Annotated in this window: 21 protein-coding genes and 1 other RNA gene; 15 read left to right on the top strand and 7 right to left on the bottom strand. The window is 38.0% G+C overall.

Features of this window, described 5'->3' with window-relative positions:
• Positions 1-123: 123 nt before the first annotated feature.
• The 4 genes from AC0KUU_RS13210 to AC0KUU_RS13195 form a co-directional block, all read right to left on the bottom strand.
• Positions 124-390, bottom strand: a complete 267-nt coding sequence (locus tag AC0KUU_RS13210; protein WP_013082344.1) for a hypothetical protein — start codon at positions 388-390, stop codon at positions 124-126.
• 62 nt (positions 391-452) lie between these two features.
• Positions 453-1,112 carry an SIMPL domain-containing protein gene (locus AC0KUU_RS13205; RefSeq protein WP_016763472.1) on the bottom strand — a complete coding sequence of 220 codons (660 nt, stop codon included), beginning with the start codon at positions 1,110-1,112 and terminating at the stop codon, positions 453-455.
• Positions 1,113-1,212: 100 nt separating this feature from the next.
• Positions 1,213-2,646 carry a sodium/proline symporter PutP gene (gene putP, locus AC0KUU_RS13200; protein ID WP_372482328.1) on the bottom strand — a complete coding sequence of 478 codons (1,434 nt, stop codon included), beginning with the start codon at positions 2,644-2,646 and terminating at the stop codon, positions 1,213-1,215.
• Between the two features lie 337 nt (positions 2,647-2,983).
• Positions 2,984-3,529: a YhcN/YlaJ family sporulation lipoprotein gene (locus AC0KUU_RS13195; RefSeq protein ID WP_016763474.1), complete on the bottom strand. Its 546-nt coding sequence runs from the start codon at positions 3,527-3,529 to the stop codon at positions 2,984-2,986.
• Positions 3,530-3,637: 108 nt separating this feature from the next.
• On the opposite strand from AC0KUU_RS13195, the gene AC0KUU_RS13190 reads away from it, so the two are divergent.
• The 3 genes from AC0KUU_RS13190 to AC0KUU_RS13180 all read left to right on the top strand — a co-directional run bounded on the left by AC0KUU_RS13190 (position 3,638) and on the right by AC0KUU_RS13180 (position 4,576).
• Positions 3,638-3,805, top strand: a complete 168-nt coding sequence (locus AC0KUU_RS13190) for a hypothetical protein (protein WP_013056129.1) — start codon at positions 3,638-3,640, stop codon at positions 3,803-3,805.
• Positions 3,806-4,091: 286 nt separating this feature from the next.
• A complete protein-coding gene (locus AC0KUU_RS13185; protein WP_013056130.1) occupies positions 4,092-4,295 on the top strand; it encodes a cold-shock protein in 204 nt (67 codons plus the stop codon).
• A gap of 104 nt (positions 4,296-4,399) precedes the next feature.
• A complete protein-coding gene (locus AC0KUU_RS13180; RefSeq protein ID WP_165575379.1) occupies positions 4,400-4,576 on the top strand; it encodes a hypothetical protein in 177 nt (58 codons plus the stop codon).
• Between the two features lie 224 nt (positions 4,577-4,800).
• On the opposite strand, the gene AC0KUU_RS13175 is transcribed toward AC0KUU_RS13180, so the two are convergent.
• The 3 genes from AC0KUU_RS13175 to AC0KUU_RS13165 form a co-directional block, all read right to left on the bottom strand.
• The gene (locus AC0KUU_RS13175) at positions 4,801-5,112 is read right to left on the bottom strand and encodes a DUF6509 family protein (RefSeq protein WP_043980580.1); all 312 of its coding nucleotides are present in this window, start codon (positions 5,110-5,112) and stop codon (positions 4,801-4,803) included.
• A gap of 150 nt (positions 5,113-5,262) precedes the next feature.
• Positions 5,263-6,774 (bottom strand): sensor domain-containing diguanylate cyclase, encoded by a 1,512-nt coding sequence (locus AC0KUU_RS13170; RefSeq protein WP_322551885.1) that lies wholly within the window; start codon positions 6,772-6,774, stop codon positions 5,263-5,265.
• Between the two features lie 150 nt (positions 6,775-6,924).
• Positions 6,925-7,176 carry a hypothetical protein gene (locus AC0KUU_RS13165; RefSeq protein ID WP_013056134.1) on the bottom strand — a complete coding sequence of 84 codons (252 nt, stop codon included), beginning with the start codon at positions 7,174-7,176 and terminating at the stop codon, positions 6,925-6,927.
• Positions 7,177-7,297: 121 nt separating this feature from the next.
• Between AC0KUU_RS13165 and AC0KUU_RS13160 the strand changes: the two genes are divergently transcribed.
• The 12 genes from AC0KUU_RS13160 to AC0KUU_RS13105 all read left to right on the top strand — a co-directional run bounded on the left by AC0KUU_RS13160 (position 7,298) and on the right by AC0KUU_RS13105 (position 18,756).
• Complete coding sequence (locus tag AC0KUU_RS13160) at positions 7,298-9,571, top strand: DEAD/DEAH box helicase (RefSeq protein ID WP_322551886.1); 2,274 nt, start codon at positions 7,298-7,300, stop codon at positions 9,569-9,571.
• Positions 9,572-9,575: 4 nt separating this feature from the next.
• A complete protein-coding gene (locus tag AC0KUU_RS13155) occupies positions 9,576-10,826 on the top strand; it encodes a ribonuclease H-like domain-containing protein (RefSeq protein WP_322551887.1) in 1,251 nt (416 codons plus the stop codon).
• Positions 10,827-11,172: 346 nt separating this feature from the next.
• Positions 11,173-11,670, top strand: a complete 498-nt coding sequence (locus tag AC0KUU_RS13150) for a spore coat protein (RefSeq protein WP_043979458.1) — start codon at positions 11,173-11,175, stop codon at positions 11,668-11,670.
• Between the two features lie 63 nt (positions 11,671-11,733).
• Positions 11,734-12,285 carry an SLOG family protein gene (locus AC0KUU_RS13145; protein WP_043979456.1) on the top strand — a complete coding sequence of 184 codons (552 nt, stop codon included), beginning with the start codon at positions 11,734-11,736 and terminating at the stop codon, positions 12,283-12,285.
• Positions 12,286-12,389: 104 nt separating this feature from the next.
• A complete protein-coding gene (gene gpsB, locus AC0KUU_RS13140) occupies positions 12,390-12,722 on the top strand; it encodes a cell division regulator GpsB (protein WP_013056140.1) in 333 nt (110 codons plus the stop codon).
• A gap of 63 nt (positions 12,723-12,785) precedes the next feature.
• Positions 12,786-13,175, top strand: an RNA gene (gene rnpB / locus AC0KUU_RS13135) — RNase P RNA component class B.
• Positions 13,176-13,422: 247 nt separating this feature from the next.
• Positions 13,423-13,767: a lmo0954 family membrane protein gene (locus AC0KUU_RS13130; protein ID WP_322551888.1), complete on the top strand. Its 345-nt coding sequence runs from the start codon at positions 13,423-13,425 to the stop codon at positions 13,765-13,767.
• A gap of 36 nt (positions 13,768-13,803) precedes the next feature.
• Entirely contained in the window at positions 13,804-14,430 is a 627-nt protein-coding gene (locus tag AC0KUU_RS13125; RefSeq protein ID WP_013056142.1) for a PspA/IM30 family protein, read from the top strand.
• 135 nt (positions 14,431-14,565) lie between these two features.
• Positions 14,566-15,294, top strand: a complete 729-nt coding sequence (gene liaF / locus AC0KUU_RS13120) for a cell wall-active antibiotics response protein LiaF (RefSeq protein ID WP_013082358.1) — start codon at positions 14,566-14,568, stop codon at positions 15,292-15,294.
• Positions 15,291-16,337, top strand: coding sequence for a sensor histidine kinase (locus AC0KUU_RS13115; protein ID WP_097823965.1), 1,047 nt, complete (start codon positions 15,291-15,293; stop codon positions 16,335-16,337). Before liaF ends, AC0KUU_RS13115 begins: the two co-directional genes overlap by 4 nt.
• On the top strand, positions 16,330-16,956 hold the full coding sequence (locus AC0KUU_RS13110; protein WP_013082360.1) for a response regulator: 627 nt from the start codon (positions 16,330-16,332) through the stop codon (positions 16,954-16,956). Before AC0KUU_RS13115 ends, AC0KUU_RS13110 begins: the two co-directional genes overlap by 8 nt.
• Before the next feature lie 132 nt (positions 16,957-17,088).
• Positions 17,089-18,756, top strand: coding sequence for a glycoside hydrolase family 13 protein (locus AC0KUU_RS13105; RefSeq protein ID WP_162213880.1), 1,668 nt, complete (start codon positions 17,089-17,091; stop codon positions 18,754-18,756).
• The last annotated feature ends 40 nt before the right edge of the window (positions 18,757-18,796 follow it).

Raw genomic sequence — 18,796 nt, 5'->3', positions numbered from 1 at the left:
ATTACTGATTAATAGTTCTTGTTTTTTGTTGTCACGGTGAACGTAGGTTTCATCTATTTCGTTGCTTCTAGCGGTTCAGCTCCTTTATCCCATTTGTTCGTCTTTACACTGGATTGATATCCGTTATATACAGCTATCTAAAAGGTTTGTGTATAGGGACGTAAGCGCAACTTTTTCATCAGAGGAAAGACTGCTGTTTAGAATTCTTTTTATGCCAAGGTGATATTTTACATACGGTGTTTGCCGGACGCGTGGATGAGTCATTTCATCTTTTAAATCCTTCATAATGGCTTCGTGAAGCTGATCTTCACTTGTCATGGCTTGTTTAGAAGCGAACGAACGGTTCAACCATAGGGTTTGATAAGCTGCTAGTAAATGTTCAGAAGTCATTGTGCAAAGAGCTCCTTTAGATTAGTTTCTTCATTATAATAATCTATAGTTTACCATAAGTATTAATACGTGTACGTAACTTTTACAGAAGCAGATACAGTCAAGGACTGAGCTTGAATAGGGGGAGAGGCTGCTAATAACTTAGGCGAGGAGCCAGATGACTGATAGACGGGGCCTTCTTCGATTAAAATGGGGATTTGGTTAATAGGGAGCTGCAGCGTGTTGGCAATGGTAAAGGCCTTTTCTTTAGCGTTAAGCAAAGCTTTACTTATCGCTTCTTGTTCATATTTATCATCATTTGTAACGTGGAATTGAAGATCTTGCGCTACGTTGGCGCCGCTTGAAAAAGTAGCGTTATAGACATCGCCAGCTTGTTTTACATCTTGTACTCTTACTCTAAATAAGTGCTGTACTTCGTATCCAGTAAGAGTCGATTTTCCATCACTGTAATCATATTTAGGATTTATGGTGAACGAAGCTGTTTCAATTTGCTGGTCATTGATTCCAAGTTTTTTTATTTCTTGCAGCAAAGTATTTGAAACAGCTGAATTTTCTTTTAAGGCTTCTTGAACGTCTCGGTTTTCCGTGCGGGTTCCAATCGTCATGGAAATTTCATTTGGAACTGCTGAAACACTTCCTTCACCAATTACTTTAATTTCTCTATTTTGTGTATCTACGCGCAGTTGCTGTGTAGGTTCGTAAGGGAAATAAGAATGTTGCATGTAAAAACCCTCCTTAATCTGTCTTTAGTACATATATATGACAACATGGCTTGCATTAAAAGCAAAAAGTACACAAGTTACGACTTGTGTACTTTTTTTACTATTTTGTATGCTGTTCTAATACGCTTTCCATGTTTCTAAATTGATCTTCTACAGCTTTTGAAGGCTTTTTTGTTAACAGACTTACTACAATAACAGCCAGCAAGCTTAAGAAAAATCCAGGAATCATTTCGTAAAGGGCATCCTTCAATGGAGTATTTACCCAAATTAATACTGTAGCAGCACCTACAATCATCCCTGCAAGTGCTCCCCATCGAGTCATACGTTTCCAGTAAAGACTTAGTAAAATAGCAGGACCAAAAGCTGAACCAAATCCAGCCCAAGCATATCCAACCAGTCCTAAAATCGTATCACTAGGTTTTAAAGAAAGCAAAATGCCAATAATTGCAACACCTAAAACTGCAGCTCTTCCAACCGTTACAAGCTCTTTGTCAGAGGCCTTGCGTCGGAAAAATGTTTTATAAAAGTCTTCTGTAACAGAGCTTGCCGTTACAAGCAGCTGAGAAGAAATGGTACTCATAATTGCCGCTAGTAAAGCTGCATATAAGAATCCAGTAATTAACGGATTGAAGAGTATATCCGCAAATTTAATAAAAATAGTTTCAGGATCTGCTAATTTCATACCTGTTTTTTCTACATATGCAATCCCAACCAGTCCTGTCAGCATAGCACCAATAATAGAAATAATCATCCAGCTCATTCCAATACGACGTGCGGGTTTTAACTCCTTAACAGAAGAGATAGCCATAAAGCGAACGATAATATGAGGCTGTCCGAAATAGCCAAGTCCCCAGGCTAAGAAAGATATAATACCTAAAACGGTCGTACCTTTAAAAATGTCAAGGTATGCTGGATTAATGTCCTGTACAATATCTATTGTTGTGTTAACGCCTCCAACATTGGTGAAAGCTACAATAGGTACTAAAACTAAGGCAAGAAACATAATAACACCTTGAACAAAATCTGTTAAACTAACGGCTAAAAATCCACCGAAAAGGGTGTAGGCAATAACAACAGATGCTGTTACAAATAAGCCAATTTGATAATTCACACCAAATGCCGATTCGAATAATCGTCCGCCTGATACCATACCAGCTGAAGTGTAAAGAGTGAAGAAAATAAAGATAACAATCGCTGATACGGTTCGAAGAATCTTGGCATGGTCGCCAAAGCGATTTTCAAAAAAGTCTGGAATTGTAATGGAGTCATTCGCTACTTCCGTATAAGTGCGAAGACGCGGAGCGAGGATTAAATAATTTAAATAAGCACCAATAGATAAACCTACTGCAAGCCATAAACTTGAAAGACCTGTCACATACATGGATCCTGGAAGCCCCATTAACATCCATCCACTCATATCTGAAGCGCCAGCTGAAAGCGCAGTAACGGCCGGACCTAGTCCGCGTCCGCCTAGCATGTAACCCGATACGTCCTGAGTTGTTTTTGTGTAGGCATACCATCCTATTCCAAGCATTCCTACAAAATAAATGCCCAGTGAAATATAAACACCAATATCCACCAAATCTCCCCTTTATGCATTTTTTATGCATGAAACGAGCAGTGCTCGCCATGCAAACATCTTATGGTTTCTAAAACTAACAAACTTTCCCCTTACTATCAACCCACAAAACCGTAAATTACCTAAGTCTAAAATCCCCTAAACCTTTATATTATAGAAATGAAATCGTTTTCAAAATAAAGTAAAATAAAAATATTCAGAAATTTATAAGCGCATTTTTTATGCAATATTTTATGCAAAAAATAAAATAAAAAGAGCATTTCGTAAAATGCTCTTTTGACATTCATGTATATTAGCGTGAGTTCGGGAATACGCGGCGAACAACTTCTGAAAACTCATCAAACAGTCCAGAGACTGGTTTGCCGGTTTGAAGCTTGTCTACATATCCGTTCATACGGTTTACAAAGTCAGGGTTTGTTGATACAAACACTCGATGAACACTGCCGTCAGCTTTTCTCACTTCATGTGCGATCTTATGCTCCATATCTTTTGTGAGATTACCTTCTTTGTTATCGTCTAACACAGCTGCTACGTAAGCTGTATGATCGGTTACGATTACGTTAGCATCTTTAACGTTTTTTAATGCTACGATACGATCAGCCGCCACATCGGCTACTCTCATTCCGCCCGACTGGTTATATTGTTCTTTTTCGTTACGCTGTACATCTTGCGTATCGTTCACGTCATTCATTTTCGTTTTATTGTTTCCATTTTCATATGTGACGTTGCGGACTGTATCATCATCAATGACGCCATCTTTACCTTGATCTGCTGTGCTGCAGCCGAATAAAGAAAGGGTCGTCATGCAGCCTACAACAAACAAAAACGATTTCTTCATAGTATCACTCCTTATAAGTTTTAACCTTTCTTATAATTTGTTAAAAACGTGTGAAGCATACATGAAAAATATAAAAAAGCCTATACTATCGAAAAAGGAGGAATATGTATGAGTGGAATTCAACAAAGCATATTTGTGCTTCATACAAAAGAAGAAAACCATGAAGAAACAACAACGTTTGCACTAACTTCAGAAGAAGCTAAGTTATTATTTGAGACCCTGCAAAATAAACGAAAAGAAATTATCGACGCCCATATTGATAACATGTTGACGTAAGGAAGATCAATATTTTGCAAAACGGCTGAGCCATATACTAAGAATGGCCCAATATTTGCATTTTACATATAGATATAGTATAATGTAAACGCAACCAAATTTAATAAATGTAATGAATACTACGTTTGACCATACACTCGAATTAGATTTAGTGAAAATTCACTTGTTATAAAGGAGATCTACTTCGCGTAGGTCTCTTTTATAATATGTGAATTTTTTATTTACGGTATAAATGTAAATATAGAGTAACATATTAAAATTTTTACATTTTTTGGAGGTTTTTTACATGGCTACTACAGGTACAGTAAAATGGTTTAACAGTGAAAAGGGCTTCGGTTTTATCGAAGTACCAGGCGAAAATGACGTATTCGTTCATTTTTCAGCTATCCAATCTGAAGGCTTCAAAACATTAGAAGAAGGCCAAAAAGTTGAATTTGAAATCGTTGAAGGTCAACGTGGACCTCAAGCGGAGAATGTTGTAAAATTATAATTCAACGCTACATATGAAGGCTGCCGACAGGCAGCTTTTTTTATACAAATTTGTTTTATTTGTATGATTAAGAAAATAGATTAAAGTAGGGAAGAAGGGAAGGCATGAGTTCATTTCATTGCTGTGCCACATGTCAACATTTTCAAAGTATTAAATTGGATAAGGGAATGAAATATCGATGCAAAAGACTGGGCTATGAAACCCGTCCTTCTTATCAGTTTACATGCTGGGAGCCAAAAGAAGTAGTTAAAAAGCTAATGGAAAAACGAAATCAAAAATGAGGATTGGACATAACGCAATCAATTTAATCTACAGACGAACAAATGAGATAAATGAGCTAGTAGGGATCGTTTTTTACACAACAGCTAGAAGCAGTTACATACATAAAACCTATGTTCACTCTACCAATGAAAAAATCCGAACGAGTTTGATTCTCTACCAAGAATCTCGATTCATTGTTCGGATTTTCCTTCAACTAAAATACGTTTGTCCCAGTCTCTTTTAATTATTCCTCGTTATTTGTACCTTCCTCTGAAGGTAAGTGCTTCCCGCAAAACTCTTTTACAGCTTCTTCTTCCTCTTCTTCAAGGTCGAAGTCTAATACTTTATTTGTTGAAACTTCGTAAAAATGAGTTTGGGCAATAGAAGTGTTATCTTTGCCTTTAATATATACTAAGCGTAGTGCTAGGTCGTTGCCCGTATATAATTCATCATCTTCTTCTACCTCAATGTATAAATGAAATTCATAGCGTTCACCTAGAAGGAGACCAAATGGATCCTGCAATTGTTCAGCTGTATATTCTTTAATTGTAAACATATGTACGTCCTTTCCATATATCAGTAAAATGCTTGCATCATCTATTATAGTTTTTCTTTGCAAAGAAAGAAAGTGCATGCGTAATCCATGCACGGATTTATTCCTTGATCATTCTATTTAGCGAATCGATGGCGCAAGAACTTCGATGATTTACTTAAAGGCGGAAGAAACGCGCGTATGTTTTTGCTTATACATGGCAGCATCTGCTTTTTGAATTAATGTATCTAGGTTGGTGTCGTCTGAAGGCGCACATATAATAAATCCGTAACTCGCAGACAGGGCATATGGCTTATTAAATTCTTTCTTTTTATCTTCTAGCTGTTCATTAATATTTTGCCACAGCTCTTGTACGTATTCTTCCGTTTGTTCAGGAGCAATTAATAAAAACTCATCGCCTCCGTAGCGAAAGAGCGTATCATCTTTGCTAATATAACCACTAATTGATTCTGCTATTGTTTTAATAAGCCAGTCGCCTTCTCTATGACCGTATTGATCATTTACTAGTTTTAAAGAATTAATATCGATAAAACATAATAGAAAAGATGTATGATTGGTTTTAGCTCTCAGCAGTTCCAGCTGCAGTTTTTCCATTCCGCTTCTTCGATTTAAAATTCCGGTTAGCATATCAGTTGAAGCGTGTAAGCTCAATTCATGCTCAACCGCTTTTAAATCGGTTATATCGGTAATACCTGCGAGTATGCAGCTTTCGCTTTGATACTCTAGTAATTCATAATTGATCATAACCCACTTAGAATCTCCATGTTCACGTGCTTCTAGGATGTGGTTTTTTACATATTTCTTTTGTTGAAGACGTTTTAAAATCTCCTCTCGATCTTCATCAGTAGGATAGATTATAAATCCGTCTATTTGATCAAGATCTTGAGCAGCAAGATTGTAAAAATGAATAGCTTTATTGTTAATGAGCAGCACTTTGTGGTCGGATAATCTCGTTAATAGTAAAGGATAGGGATTAATTTTGAACAGCGTAAAAAAATTACGTTCGCTTTCTTTTAGCTGTAAATGATTCATATATTCTTTGTGACGGTATGTATAAAGAATGTACGAAATAAGTAAAGCGATAGCAACTGCTGCAGTTGTATTGATCTGCTTTGAAATAAGAGAAAAAGAATCTGGTACATATCGTGATAAGCCGTATAGTAAAAAAAGATGGTTAGGAATAAAAATGATGCACAGATGTTTTAATTTCATAGGACATAAAACAGCTGTGGAAATCAAAATCATCATATACACGTCTACGCGACCTGTGAAAAGCTGACTGTTAATAGTAGAAAGTGCTGCAGCAAATACGTAATAAAGTATATAGCCATATACAATGGTGCTTAAGTAGTTAGCAAACCGTTCTTTTCTCTTACTAACATAATAGAAAAATAAATAAAGAGAGGAGAGAGCAAAACTAGTGAAATGAATACCAATTAGTGTATGTCTAAACTGAGATGTCCCCGCATGTTGAAGTAAAGAAAACCCTATATAAATATAAATAGGATAGGAAACTACAAGAGCAAGTGAAACTAGCTTGACTCTCTGTTGAAGCATCTCTACATTCGTTTTATCGAACATTTTATCTTCATTAACTTCTCTTCCTGAAGGAAAATGACATTTCTTCAGAAAGGAGAAAGGTAAAAGCGAAAGAAGAAATGACATGACCATCATCTCCATATCTTTTTTTAGGTATTTTAGCATGTTTGTATAAGAAAAGACATGAATTTTTTAGATGAGAATGCCTGCTTTTTGATCAAGAAAAAGCATAAAGATTTACATGATTAAAGGTGAGGCCAAAGAGCCTCACCTTTTTTATTGAAGTTTATTGGATTCAGCATGTCGTACAAACATGGTCTCATCTTCTACTAAGCCGCAAGCTCCGCACTGAATACGTTTTTGCGGTCCGTTATAAGCAGCGTGAAAGGCATCGAGCGTATCGTTTGTGTATTCTTCTACGACGTCTCCGCTTCTTGGGTCCATTTTTACAGGTTTTGCATTTTGTTCAATAATATTAAAGCGCGTTCGATTTGTTTTGCAGCTAGGGCAAAGATAAGGGCTTCCCATTTTTAACATCTCCTTGAAAAATTTACTGTATTAATACCATGTCCGAATCCCCCAAAAACATACAAAAACTTATGGTTTTCTATCGAACGTTCATTCGTTAAAATAGAAGCAGGTGATGAAAATGAGAATACGAAAAAACTTACAAGAAGTAATGGATATCTTGCAAACGAATCCGTCATATCAAAAAAATATTGTTCATTGGCATACAATCGAAGAGAAAGAAGCTAAAACTGCGCCATTTCCGGCTTCTTTGCATACGAAACTGCGGCAAGCACTTGAGAACCGAGGAATTGGTTCGCTTTATACGCATCAAAAAACAGCGTTTGATTTGGCGACAGCTAAGAAGAATGTTGTGGCTGTGACGCCGACAGCATCGGGGAAAACATTGTGCTACAACTTGCCAGTACTCCAAAGTATTATGGAGAATGATCAGGCTAGAGCTCTTTATTTGTTTCCAACAAAAGCCCTTGCTCAAGATCAAAAAAGTGAATTAAATGAAATCATTGAAGAAATGGAAGTGCCAATCAATAGCTACACGTATGATGGAGATACTCCGGCAAATATCCGTCAAAAGGTAAGAAAAGCAGGTCATATTGTTATTACGAATCCAGATATGCTTCATTCAGCTGTTTTACCTCATCATACTAAATGGGTATCACTGTTTGAAAACCTGAAATACATTGTGATTGATGAACTTCATACGTACCGCGGTGTTTTTGGAAGCCACGTAGCCAACGTTATACGCCGGTTAAAGCGAATTTGCCGCTACTATGGAAGCAATCCTATCTTTATTTGTACATCAGCCACCATCGCTAACCCAAAAGAACTCGCTGAACATTTAACGGGAGCTCATGTTATGTTAGTAGATAACAACGGAGCGCCTAGCGGCCGCAAGCATTTTATTTTTTATAACCCGCCTATTGTTAATAAACCGTTAAACATTAGAAGAAGTGCTACGCTTGAAGTGCGAAATATTGCAGGAGAGTTTTTGAAAAATAAAATTCAAACGATTGTATTTGCACGAAGCCGAGTACGAGTAGAAATTATTTTAACGTATCTGCAGGAGCTCGTAAAAAACCAGTTTCAAAATAAGTCTATTCAAGGGTACCGCGGAGGATATTTGCCGAAGCAGCGACGGGAAATAGAAAGAGGACTTCGAGAGGGGAGTATTTACGGGGTAGTCAGTACGAATGCTTTAGAGCTAGGAGTGGATATCGGGCAGCTGCAGGTGTGCGTGATGACAGGTTATCCAGGCACGGTTGCAAGTGCTTGGCAGCAAGCAGGACGAGCAGGGAGACGTCACGGAGAAGCCGTCATTGTGATGGTCGCAAGTTCAAGTCCGCTTGATCAGTATATGATTCAGCATCCGGACTACTTTTTTAGCAGAAACCCAGAAACAGCTCGAATTAATCCTGATAATCTTGTTATTTTAGTCGATCATTTAAAATGTGCGTCCTATGAGCTGCCGTTTAAGCAGGGAGAAACATTTGATGGGGTAGAAATTGAAGATGTGCTGGAGTTTTTGCAAGAAGAGCGAGTGATTCATTTTAGCGGAGACAAATGGTACTGGATGAATGATTCGTTCCCAGCTCATAATATCAGTCTGCGTTCTGCATCCCAAGAAAATGTTGTCATCATTGATCAATCGGACGTTGCAAATGTGAAAGTAATTGGAGAAATGGATCGCTTTAGTGCCATGACGCTTCTTCATGATGAGGCGATTTACTTGCATCAAGGCATTCAGTATCAGGTAGAATACTTGGACTGGGATGAGAAAAAAGCGTATGTTCGTGAAGTCGATGTAGACTATTTCACCGATGCAAACTTAGCGGTTAACTTAAAGGTGCTAGAAGCTGATAAAGAACGGATGGAGAGAACATATTCAATTGGTTATGGCGATGTAATGGTCAGCGCTATGGCTACGATATTTAAAAAAATAAAGTTTGAGACGCATGAAAACATAGGGTCAGGTCCCATTTCACTTCCAGAAGAAGAGCTTCATACAAATGCCGTGTGGCTAAGCTTTGAAAAAGAACAGTTTTACGAATCTGAAGAACAACGATTGGAACAAGCGCTCATTTCCGTGGCAAATGCCCTTCAGTCAATTGCACCGCTTATGGTGATGTGCGATCCGTCTGATTTACATGTAGTGCCTCAGGTAAAAGCGGTGCACAACGAACAGCCGACTATCTTCTTATATGATCGATACCCGGGAGGCATTGGGCTAAGTGACAAAGTGTACGAACAAATGAATGATGTGCTAAGTCAAACCAATCAATTAATTGTAAATTGTTCTTGCGAAAGCGGCTGTCCGTCTTGTATCGGTATGGAAGCACAGGGAGAACACGCAAAAAGCGATGCGCTCGTGCTGCTACAACAACTGCAAAGTAGGTGAACTCTTGTCTTTTAAAAATAAATTAAACCGTATGAAAAAGCATCTTCATGTTACAGAAGCAAAGCCGCCGGTTGAAAGTAACCCGCAGCGACCTAAGAGCGCATCTATTCCCTATGAGCAGGAATGGAAGGGAAATTATGCTGTGCCTTACTTTGCGGAAGACAGCTACTGTATGATTAGAGAAGTGGTTTACCCGCTCGACTACAAACATGGACATTATGAATTTAATGAGCTGAAAAAAGTAGTGGAAGTATGGAATCGGTCTACAGTTGCTCATCCGCTTTCATCGAAAGGCCACACATATTCAGATTTATTTTTCTTTGATACGGAAACGACGGGGCTTAGTACAGGTACGGGAACGACTATCTTTTTGCTAGGATATGCAAGGGTGCTAAAAGATTCCGTCGTTTTTCGTCAGCATATATTAACGGAGCCAAGTGGAGAAGTAGCATTTTACGAAAGTTTTTTAAAAGAAGTAGACTATACGACGCTTGTGACTTATAATGGGAAATCTTTCGATTGGCCTCACGTGAAGACTCGCCATACGCTATTGAGAGATCATTTGCCCAAGCTGCCTAAGTTCGGTCACTTTGATTTGCTGCATGCGTCAAGAAGGCTGTGGAAACACAAAATGAGTTCGGTGAAGCTTGCGAATGTCGAAAAAGAAATACTTGGAATTGAACGAGTTGATGATATTCCAGGTTTTTTAGCTCCCATGATTTATTTTGATTTTATTGAAACGAAGAATCCAAGAGGCTTATTCGATATTATGAAACATAATGAACATGATATTTTATCGCTTATTACCTTATACATTCATTTATCAAAGCATCTCCTTACTAGTGAGGAGTTTACAGAAAAAGAAACGTACGAAGTAGCAAGGTGGTACGAGCAGTTAGGGGAGAACAAGCACGCTTTCTCTCTTTATCAGGGCGTAGCAGAAAAAGAAAAAGAAGAGCATGAAAAAGCTCGGCTAGCGATGGCTTATCATTATAAAAAAGAGAAGAGTTGGAAAGAGGCAGTGGACATGTTTGAACCCTTGGTTCAAACATGTGAAGGTGACGTCGCTATAGAAGCATTGGTTGAGCTAGCTAAAATTTATGAGCATCGTCTCAAAGATGTTCATCAAGCACTTCTATATACTGAGCTAGCCTTGGAGAAGTGGAATCAACTCAGAGGAATGACTAAAAAAACGTCGAAGGAAGCGCTTGAAAAAAGACTTCTTAGACTAAAAAATAAATCAGCTAAAGCATAGACTTCAGCTGATTTATTTTAAAAAATTCAGAATTATTATTCTTTTGTTTTTGTAGATGTTTTATATTGTTCTATTTTTCAGTCATTGATAAAATTAGTCAATGTAAGACTTATTCTTACAGCTTAAAAATAGAACTTTGGTGAGATGGAGAGAGGCCCCATGAAAAATGTGATTTTAGTATCATTTTTCGCATTAATTTGTTTAACAGTAATTGTCTTAAGCAGTTTAAAAAATTCGTATAACTCCTTTATGTAGGTCAAAAATAGGTGTTTGTCTTAGTACATGTACATTGCCCTTCACATATTGTAATAGTGTAATAACTAAACAGTGAAAGGGGAAAAAGGATATGTATCCAAGACCAACAAAATGTATGCCACCAATTGTGCATCCAACAAAATGCTGCACGCAGTTTACTTCTCAGGAGGTAGTAGTACCTCACATTCATCCAAGTCATAATACATTGGTGAATCATACAAATGTGAAGCACGTACATTACTTCCCGCAAACGCAATCTGTTGTAAATGAAACTTCAAACCAACAGTTTTTTGGCGGCGCGCAGCAATATCCAACTCAAGTAGGAGGAGCAGGCTATCCAGGTCAAATGGGAGGCTATCCAAGTCAAGTAGCAGGTGCTGGTTATCCAGGTCAAATGGGAGGCTATCCAGGCCAAGTAGCAGGTGCTGGTTATCCAGGTCAAATGGGAGGCTATCCAGGTCAAGTGGCAGGAGCAGGCTACCCAGGTCAAGTAGCAGGTGCTAGTTATCCGGGACACAAAGGCTGTGGCCAAGGAAGCTGTCATACAAAAGGCGCGCATCAAGGACCAAATTCAGGGTATTTTAGATAATGTACGCTAATAGGAGCTGATTACATCAGTTCCTATTCTATTTTGTTACAAAGGAGTTATATAATGAAGGTGCTAACAGTTACCGGTTATAAGCCATTCGAACTTGGCATTTTTAATGAAAAACATCAAGGTATTACATATATAAAAAAAGCGCTCTATAAAAAATTACAGGAATTAGTAGAAGATGGATTAGAATGGGTATTGATTAGCGGCCAGCTAGGAGTAGAAATTTGGGCAGCAGAAGTGGTATTTGATCTTCAGCTCGATTATCCCGAGCTTCAGTTAGCTGTTTTAACACCGTTTTTGGAGCAAGAAGAAAAATGGAATGACGTCAATAAAGAATTGTATGAATTCGTCTTAAGTCAAGCAGATTATGTAGATAGCATCACAAAAAAGAAATATGAAAGTCCAGCACAGTTTCGGTTGAAAAATCAATTTTTAGTAGAAAAAAGTGAAGGTATTTGTTTAGTTTACGACGAAGAGCACGAAGGAAGTCCTCAGTATATGTTAGAAACGGCTAAAAAACGTGCTGAACGAGAAGAATACCCTATTATAATGGTGACGTCTCACGACTTACAGGATATCGTGGATGAAGAAAAATTTTCGTCTTTTTAACGCCACTTGGCGAAACATTTTAAAAGATAAATTGACATTTGAAGCTATTTTTGAAAAAATGAATTATAATAAAGATAAGGTTTATCGTATTCGAGGTGATAGAGATGTTAGCTGATAAAATCCGTTTAACGGCCAAAGAAATTTTAGAAAAAGAATTTAAAACAGGCATGAGAGGCTATAATCAAGAAGAAGTAGATAAGTATCTAGATTCTGTTATTAAAGATTATGAAGCATTTCATGAAGAAATTGAAGCATTACAAACCGAAAATTTACGCTTAAAAAAGCAAGTAGAAGAGTTATCTAAAAAGCCGCAACAACCTTCGTTTACCCCGCCGCCGGCTCAACAGCAGCAGCAAGCGGGTACGACAAACTTTGATATTTTAAAACGTTTGTCGAACTTAGAAAAACATGTGTTTGGAAGTAAATTATACGAATAACCTAAAAATAGGAGTTGCATTCAACTCCTATTTTTATTATACTAAGGAAAGTCGTTATCAATAACGTTCGGGTAATTGCTGCATCACATATGAGGATGTAGAGGAAAGTCCATGCTCGCACAGACTGCGATGTCTGTAGTGTTCGTGCCTAGCGAAGTCATAAGCTAGGGTAGCTGTTAAAAGCTAACGGCGGGGAAAAAGCCTAAGTCTTTTTTAAGATATGGCTTGACTACTCTGAAAGTGCCACAGTGACGAAGTCTTATCAGAAATGGTAAGAGTGGAACGAGGTAAACCCCTCGAGCGAGAAACCCAAATAATGGTAGGGGAACTTTCTGGAAGGAACTGAACGGAAGGAAGGACAAAATGGTTACATTTTGTAGATAGATAATTGCCACCGGAGTACGAGGTAGCTAGCCGCTTGCAGTACAATGGTACAAAACATGGCTTACAGAACGTTATTGAAAAGCAATCGACACTTGTTGTTATACACTATATTTTAATCCAACCCAGCTCTTCGTATAATGGAAGAGCTTTTTTTATGTCAAAATGACAGCTTATCATAAGCTGTCATTTTTTTGTACAGTCAGACTGAGCTTGTTGTCAGCCTCAGGTCTTAGGAGAAAATAAAGCTTTAGCTCGTTTTGAAAAAACGTCATAATCCTTAAACTAAGTATATAGATAAGCGAAAGGAGGAGACAAAATGAAAAAAGTTGGTTTGTTTTTGATTGGAGTGGTAGCTGCTATCGTTCTTCTTGCAAATGCCGGTCCGATGGTAGGGCTTGCACTTGGCTTGGTTATTTTGTACGTAGCATTTAAAGGGTTTGTTAAAGCAGAGACCCCCTTTAAAAAATGGCTCTGGGGGTTTATTGGTGTTGTCGTACTCTTAACAACTGTTTCAAACCTCCCGGCCCTTGCTGGTATCATCGCAGCAGTCGTACTTTACATTGTATATAAAAAGTGGAACAGCAGCAGCCCTATAAAAACGGAAAAAGAAGATCCGTTTAAGCATTTTGAACGTCAGTGGGCTGACTTAAATCAAAAATAATAAAAGTTTACTTTATTATCTAAGGAGATGAACAAAATGAGAAACTTATTTACTCGAATGAAAGAAACGATTTCTGCAGACCTTCATCAATTGCTTGATCACAAAGAACAAAAAAATCCAATTGCTGCACTAAACCACTATTTGCGTCAATGCGAGCAGGAGACCGAAAAGGTAAGGCAGCTTGTTGAGCGACAGCACACGTTAAAAGAACAGTTTAATCGCGAATATCATCTGGCCCTTGACATGATGAAAAAGCGCCATGAACAAGCACAAGTAGCACAAGCAGCTGAAGAAGCGGAATTACATGAATTTATTTTAAAAGAACATGCTCACTACGAAGAGAGAGCAAAGCGCGTAAAAGAATCTTATGAAGATGCATCCAAGCAGTTAGAAGAGCTCGAACAAAAGTATGAAGAAATGAAGCATAAGGTAAAAGATATGCATATTCGCCGTATGGAACTAATGGGGCGCGAAAATATTGCTCGTGCGCATCATCGTATGAATTCAGTAATGAAAACAGAAGCATCTTATACGTCTTACAGCCAGTTTGACGAAATGGAAACCTATATTGACCAGCTTGAAAATCAAATTAATACAAATTACTATAGACAAACGGTAGACAGCAAGATTGCTGAATTAGAAAAAAGAGTAAAATCATCGTAAAAAATCAGTGTTTCTGCATAAAACATGGTATTCTAAAAAAGGCGTAGGTTTCTGCGTCTTTTTAAGGTGAGAGAATAGATACCTGCGGCATCCAAAGAACGCTATGTCATCTACGAGGAGAAGGGAGAGAGAGCTGTGCAAAGCGTAAACAAAACAGAATCTCTTATGTTCATTTTTATTTGCAGTTTATTTGTCCTGTTTATTGAAATTATGTTTTTTCACAGCGGCTTGATCTTTTCTGTATTAATTGCCGGTGCGTTCATGTATATTGGGCGAAAAAAAATGAGAAGAAAACTAGGGCGCATTTTATTTTGGATTGGCGTTATTGGGCTTGTGTTGAATATATTTAATACGGTTGCCTTTAAGTTTTTAGTTATTGCTCTTTTTCTGTATTTTTTACTTAGATTTATTCAATCAAGAAAGCATCCGGTTGAATTCAGACCAACTGACGAATTTACCCAGCAGCCAAACCAAAGTTTGGTGCAGGTCCGGCCGGTTTTGACGAATAAACTTCTTGGTAGTCAAAGAACCGAAGACTCCGTATACGAATGGGATGATATTAATATTCAAAGCGTATGGGGCGACATTGTGGTTGATTTAAGCAATACCGTTCTGCCAAAAGGCGATGCGGTTATTTTTATTCGTCAAGTGTTTGGAAATATTAAAGTGCTTATTCCTTACGAAACGGAAGTATCTGTGAATCATTCTAAACTAGCAGGAAACGTAACGGTTTTTGGACATCAGCGCGGCTTTTCGTTCAATGAAAATTTGTCTATCAAAACAGAGGAATTTGATCAATCTGCTCATAGGGTGAAGATTGTTACAACTGTTGTGATTGGAGATTTAGAGGTGCAAAGGATATGAGTATTCTTCAACGGCAGTTATTATGGGGGATTTTCCTAAGTTTTTTTGTATTTGTATCCGTGCTCCTTACCGTGTTTTTTGCATATCCTGTTTTTCAACTTAGCGACTTATGGAAAACAAGCGTATTTGGCATGCCTTTTGTGCTGTTTTCCTTCAGTTTGAGCCTTACGATTGGAAGCGTGATTGGAGGAATCATGGGGTTTATGTGGAGACAGCAGTGGACATATGTTGAAAACCGATTATATGAAATAGAAAATGGCCACCGGCATATGTCGGCAAATGAACCGCTTATTCAAGAAACGTCTCGAATTATAAGCCGTTTAAATAAAGTAGATCATAAAATGATTCTTCAAGCACAGCAATCTCAAAAGATGGCAACGGAAAAAGTGGAAAATCAGCAAAAGCAAGTGCAAGAAATTGTTTCTCAGGAACGAAATCGGCTTGCTAGAGAACTGCATGACTCCGTTAGTCAGCAGCTATTTGCCGCTTCGATGCTTATGTCTGCTATTACGGAGTCCAATCTTAGGCTGCAAGACTCTGAAGCTAAGCAATTAAAGATGGTTGAAAAAATGATTAACCAATCACAGCTTGAAATGAGGGCTTTGCTTCTTCATCTTCGTCCTGCAGCATTAAAAGGAAAATCGCTACAGGCTGGAATGAAAGAACTGATGAATGAGCTTGCTCAAAAAGTACCGCTTGAATTAAATTGGAAAATAGAAGGATTTGAACTTGATAAAGGCATTGAAGACCACTTGTTTAGAATTTTGCAAGAATCCGTATCAAATACGCTGCGTCATGCCAATGCAACAGCTTTAGATGTGTTGCTGATTAAACGTGACTTTTCCATTATTTTACGTATTGTTGATAACGGAGTTGGTTTTGATGTAGAAAAGGAAAAAGTCGGATCGTACGGTCTGCAAAATATGTACGAACGCGCAGTTGAAATTGGGGGCCTATTAAAAATTATTAGCTTGCCCGACAAAGGAACAAAGCTAGAAGTAAAAGTACCGTTAGTAGAAAGAGAGGAGAAGCAAAATGATTAATGTACTGTTAGTGGATGACCATGAAATGGTTCGTATTGGCGTAGGAGCGTATTTATCGGCTCAAGCAGACATCCATGTAATAGCTGAAGCAGCAAACGGCCAACAGGCCGTTGAATTAGGGCTTCAGCTGCGCCCGGATATTATTTTAATGGATTTAGTCATGGAAGAAATGGACGGGATTGAAGCAACAAAACAACTGATTAAGCAGTGGCCAGAAGCGAAAGTGATCATTGTCACTAGCTTTCTAGATGATGAAAAAGTATATCCCGCTCTAGAGGCAGGGGCAACAAGCTACTTATTAAAAACGTCTAAAGCAGGAGAAATTGCAGCTGCTATTCGCCGTACATATGAGGGGCAATCTGTATTAGAGCCCGAAGTAACCGGTAAAATGATGTCTAAAATGAGAAAACCGTCTTTACCTCATGAAGAACTGACGGCTCGTGAAATGGAAATTTTACTGCTAATGACACAAGGCAAAACAAATCAAGAGATTGCAGACGAATTATTTATTGCGCTAAAGACGGTAAAAACACATGTGAGCAATTTGTTAAGTAAGCTGGATGTACAGGACCGGACTCAAGCCGTCATCTACGCCTTTAAACACAAATTAGCGCAGTGAGAATCGTTATTCAAAAGAGAATAACGATTTTTTTTGTGAAAAACCTATTTTTTTGCATGTATTCATTATAAAATAGCGATATGCGTAAAGGCAAACGCTTACGTAAAAGCACTATTTTGAGGGGTTGAGCACATGGAAAAGAAATGGTGGAAAGAAGCTGTTGCGTATCAAATCTACCCGCGAAGCTTCATGGATTCAAACGGCGACGGAATTGGTGACATTCAAGGGGTTATTTCAAAATTAGACTATTTATCTGATCTTGGAATTGATGTCATTTGGATTTGCCCGATTTATCAGTCTCCTAACGACGATAATGGCTACGATATCAGTGATTATAAAGATATTATGAAAGATTTCGGAACAATGGAAGACTTTGATGAGCTGCTAGATGAAGTTCACCATCGCGGAATGAAGCTGATTATGGATTTAGTTATTAATCATACTTCAGATGAACACCCTTGGTTTTTAGAGTCCAGGTCTTCTAAAGAAAATCCATATCGTGATTATTATATTTGGCACGAAGGTAAAGATGGCAAAGAGCCAAACAACTGGGAATCTATTTTTAGCGGATCAGCTTGGGAGTTAGACGAAAAGACAAAAGAATATTACATGCACGTATTTTCTAAAAAACAGCCCGATTTAAACTGGGAAAATGAAAAAGTACGTCATGAGCTTTATGAAATGGTTAACTGGTGGTTAGATAAAGGAATTGACGGTTTTCGTGTAGATGCTATTTCGCATATTAAGAAAGTGGCCGGCTTCCCAGACCTACCGAACCCTGAAAAACTAGATTATGTGCCATCGTTTGAAGGGCATATGAATCGACCGGGAATTCAAGAACATTTAAAAGAGCTAAAAGAAAATACGTTTGCCAAATATGATATTATGACGGTTGGAGAGGCAAATGGTGTAACATCGGACAGCGCAGATGAGTGGGTAGCTGAAGATGGCGGAAACTTCAATATGATTTTTCAGTTCGAGCATATGGGACTATGGGATAAAGGAGAAGAAAAACCGCTTGATTTAATCGAGTTAAAAACGATTTTAACTAATTGGCAAAATGGTTTAGAAAAAATCAACGGCTGGAACGCTTTATATTTAGAAAATCATGACCAAATTCGTTCTGTAAATAAATTCGGCAGCGTAGCTTACCGAGTAGAAAGTGCAAAGTGCTTAGCTGCACTATACTTTTTAATGAAAGGAACACCGTTTATTTATCAAGGACAAGAACTTGGAATGACCAATGTTAAGTTTGATTCTATTGACGATTATGATGATGTTGGTATGATTAACTACTACCGTATCCAGCGTGAAAAAGGCGATACACATGACGAGATTATGAAAGTGATTTGGGAAACAGGCCGCGATAATTCAAGAACGCCAATGCAGTGGAATATAGAAAGAAATGCAGGGTTTTCTACTGGTACCCCTTGGATGAAGGTGAATCCAAATTACGTAGATATTAACGTAGAAGAGCAGAAAATTGATGAGAATTCGGTGCTGAATTTTTACAAACAGCTCATTAAAATTAGAAAACAGCATGATGTGTTAGTATATGGAACTTATAAGCTATTGGCAGAAGAAGATTCCGCTATTTACGCGTATACGCGAACATTAGAAGGTAAAACCGCTGTTGTTATTTGTAATATGTCACCGAAAAATCAAACGTTCGAGTTTCTTTCAGAGAGCTCGTTTTCAAACAGAGAAGTGCTGATTCATAATTATCCGTTGGATAAAAATGAAACGCTTGAAAAATGTACGCTGCACCCATATGAAACACGTGTATACTTACTTTCATAAACAAGTTGAGCAACCGATTGCGCAATCTTAAAGTGAAAAG

The sequence above is a fragment of the Priestia sp. ST2 genome (assembly GCF_055810735.1).
Note: the sequence above shows the minus strand (reverse complement) of the source record. Positions and strands in the feature narration are given on the sequence as shown.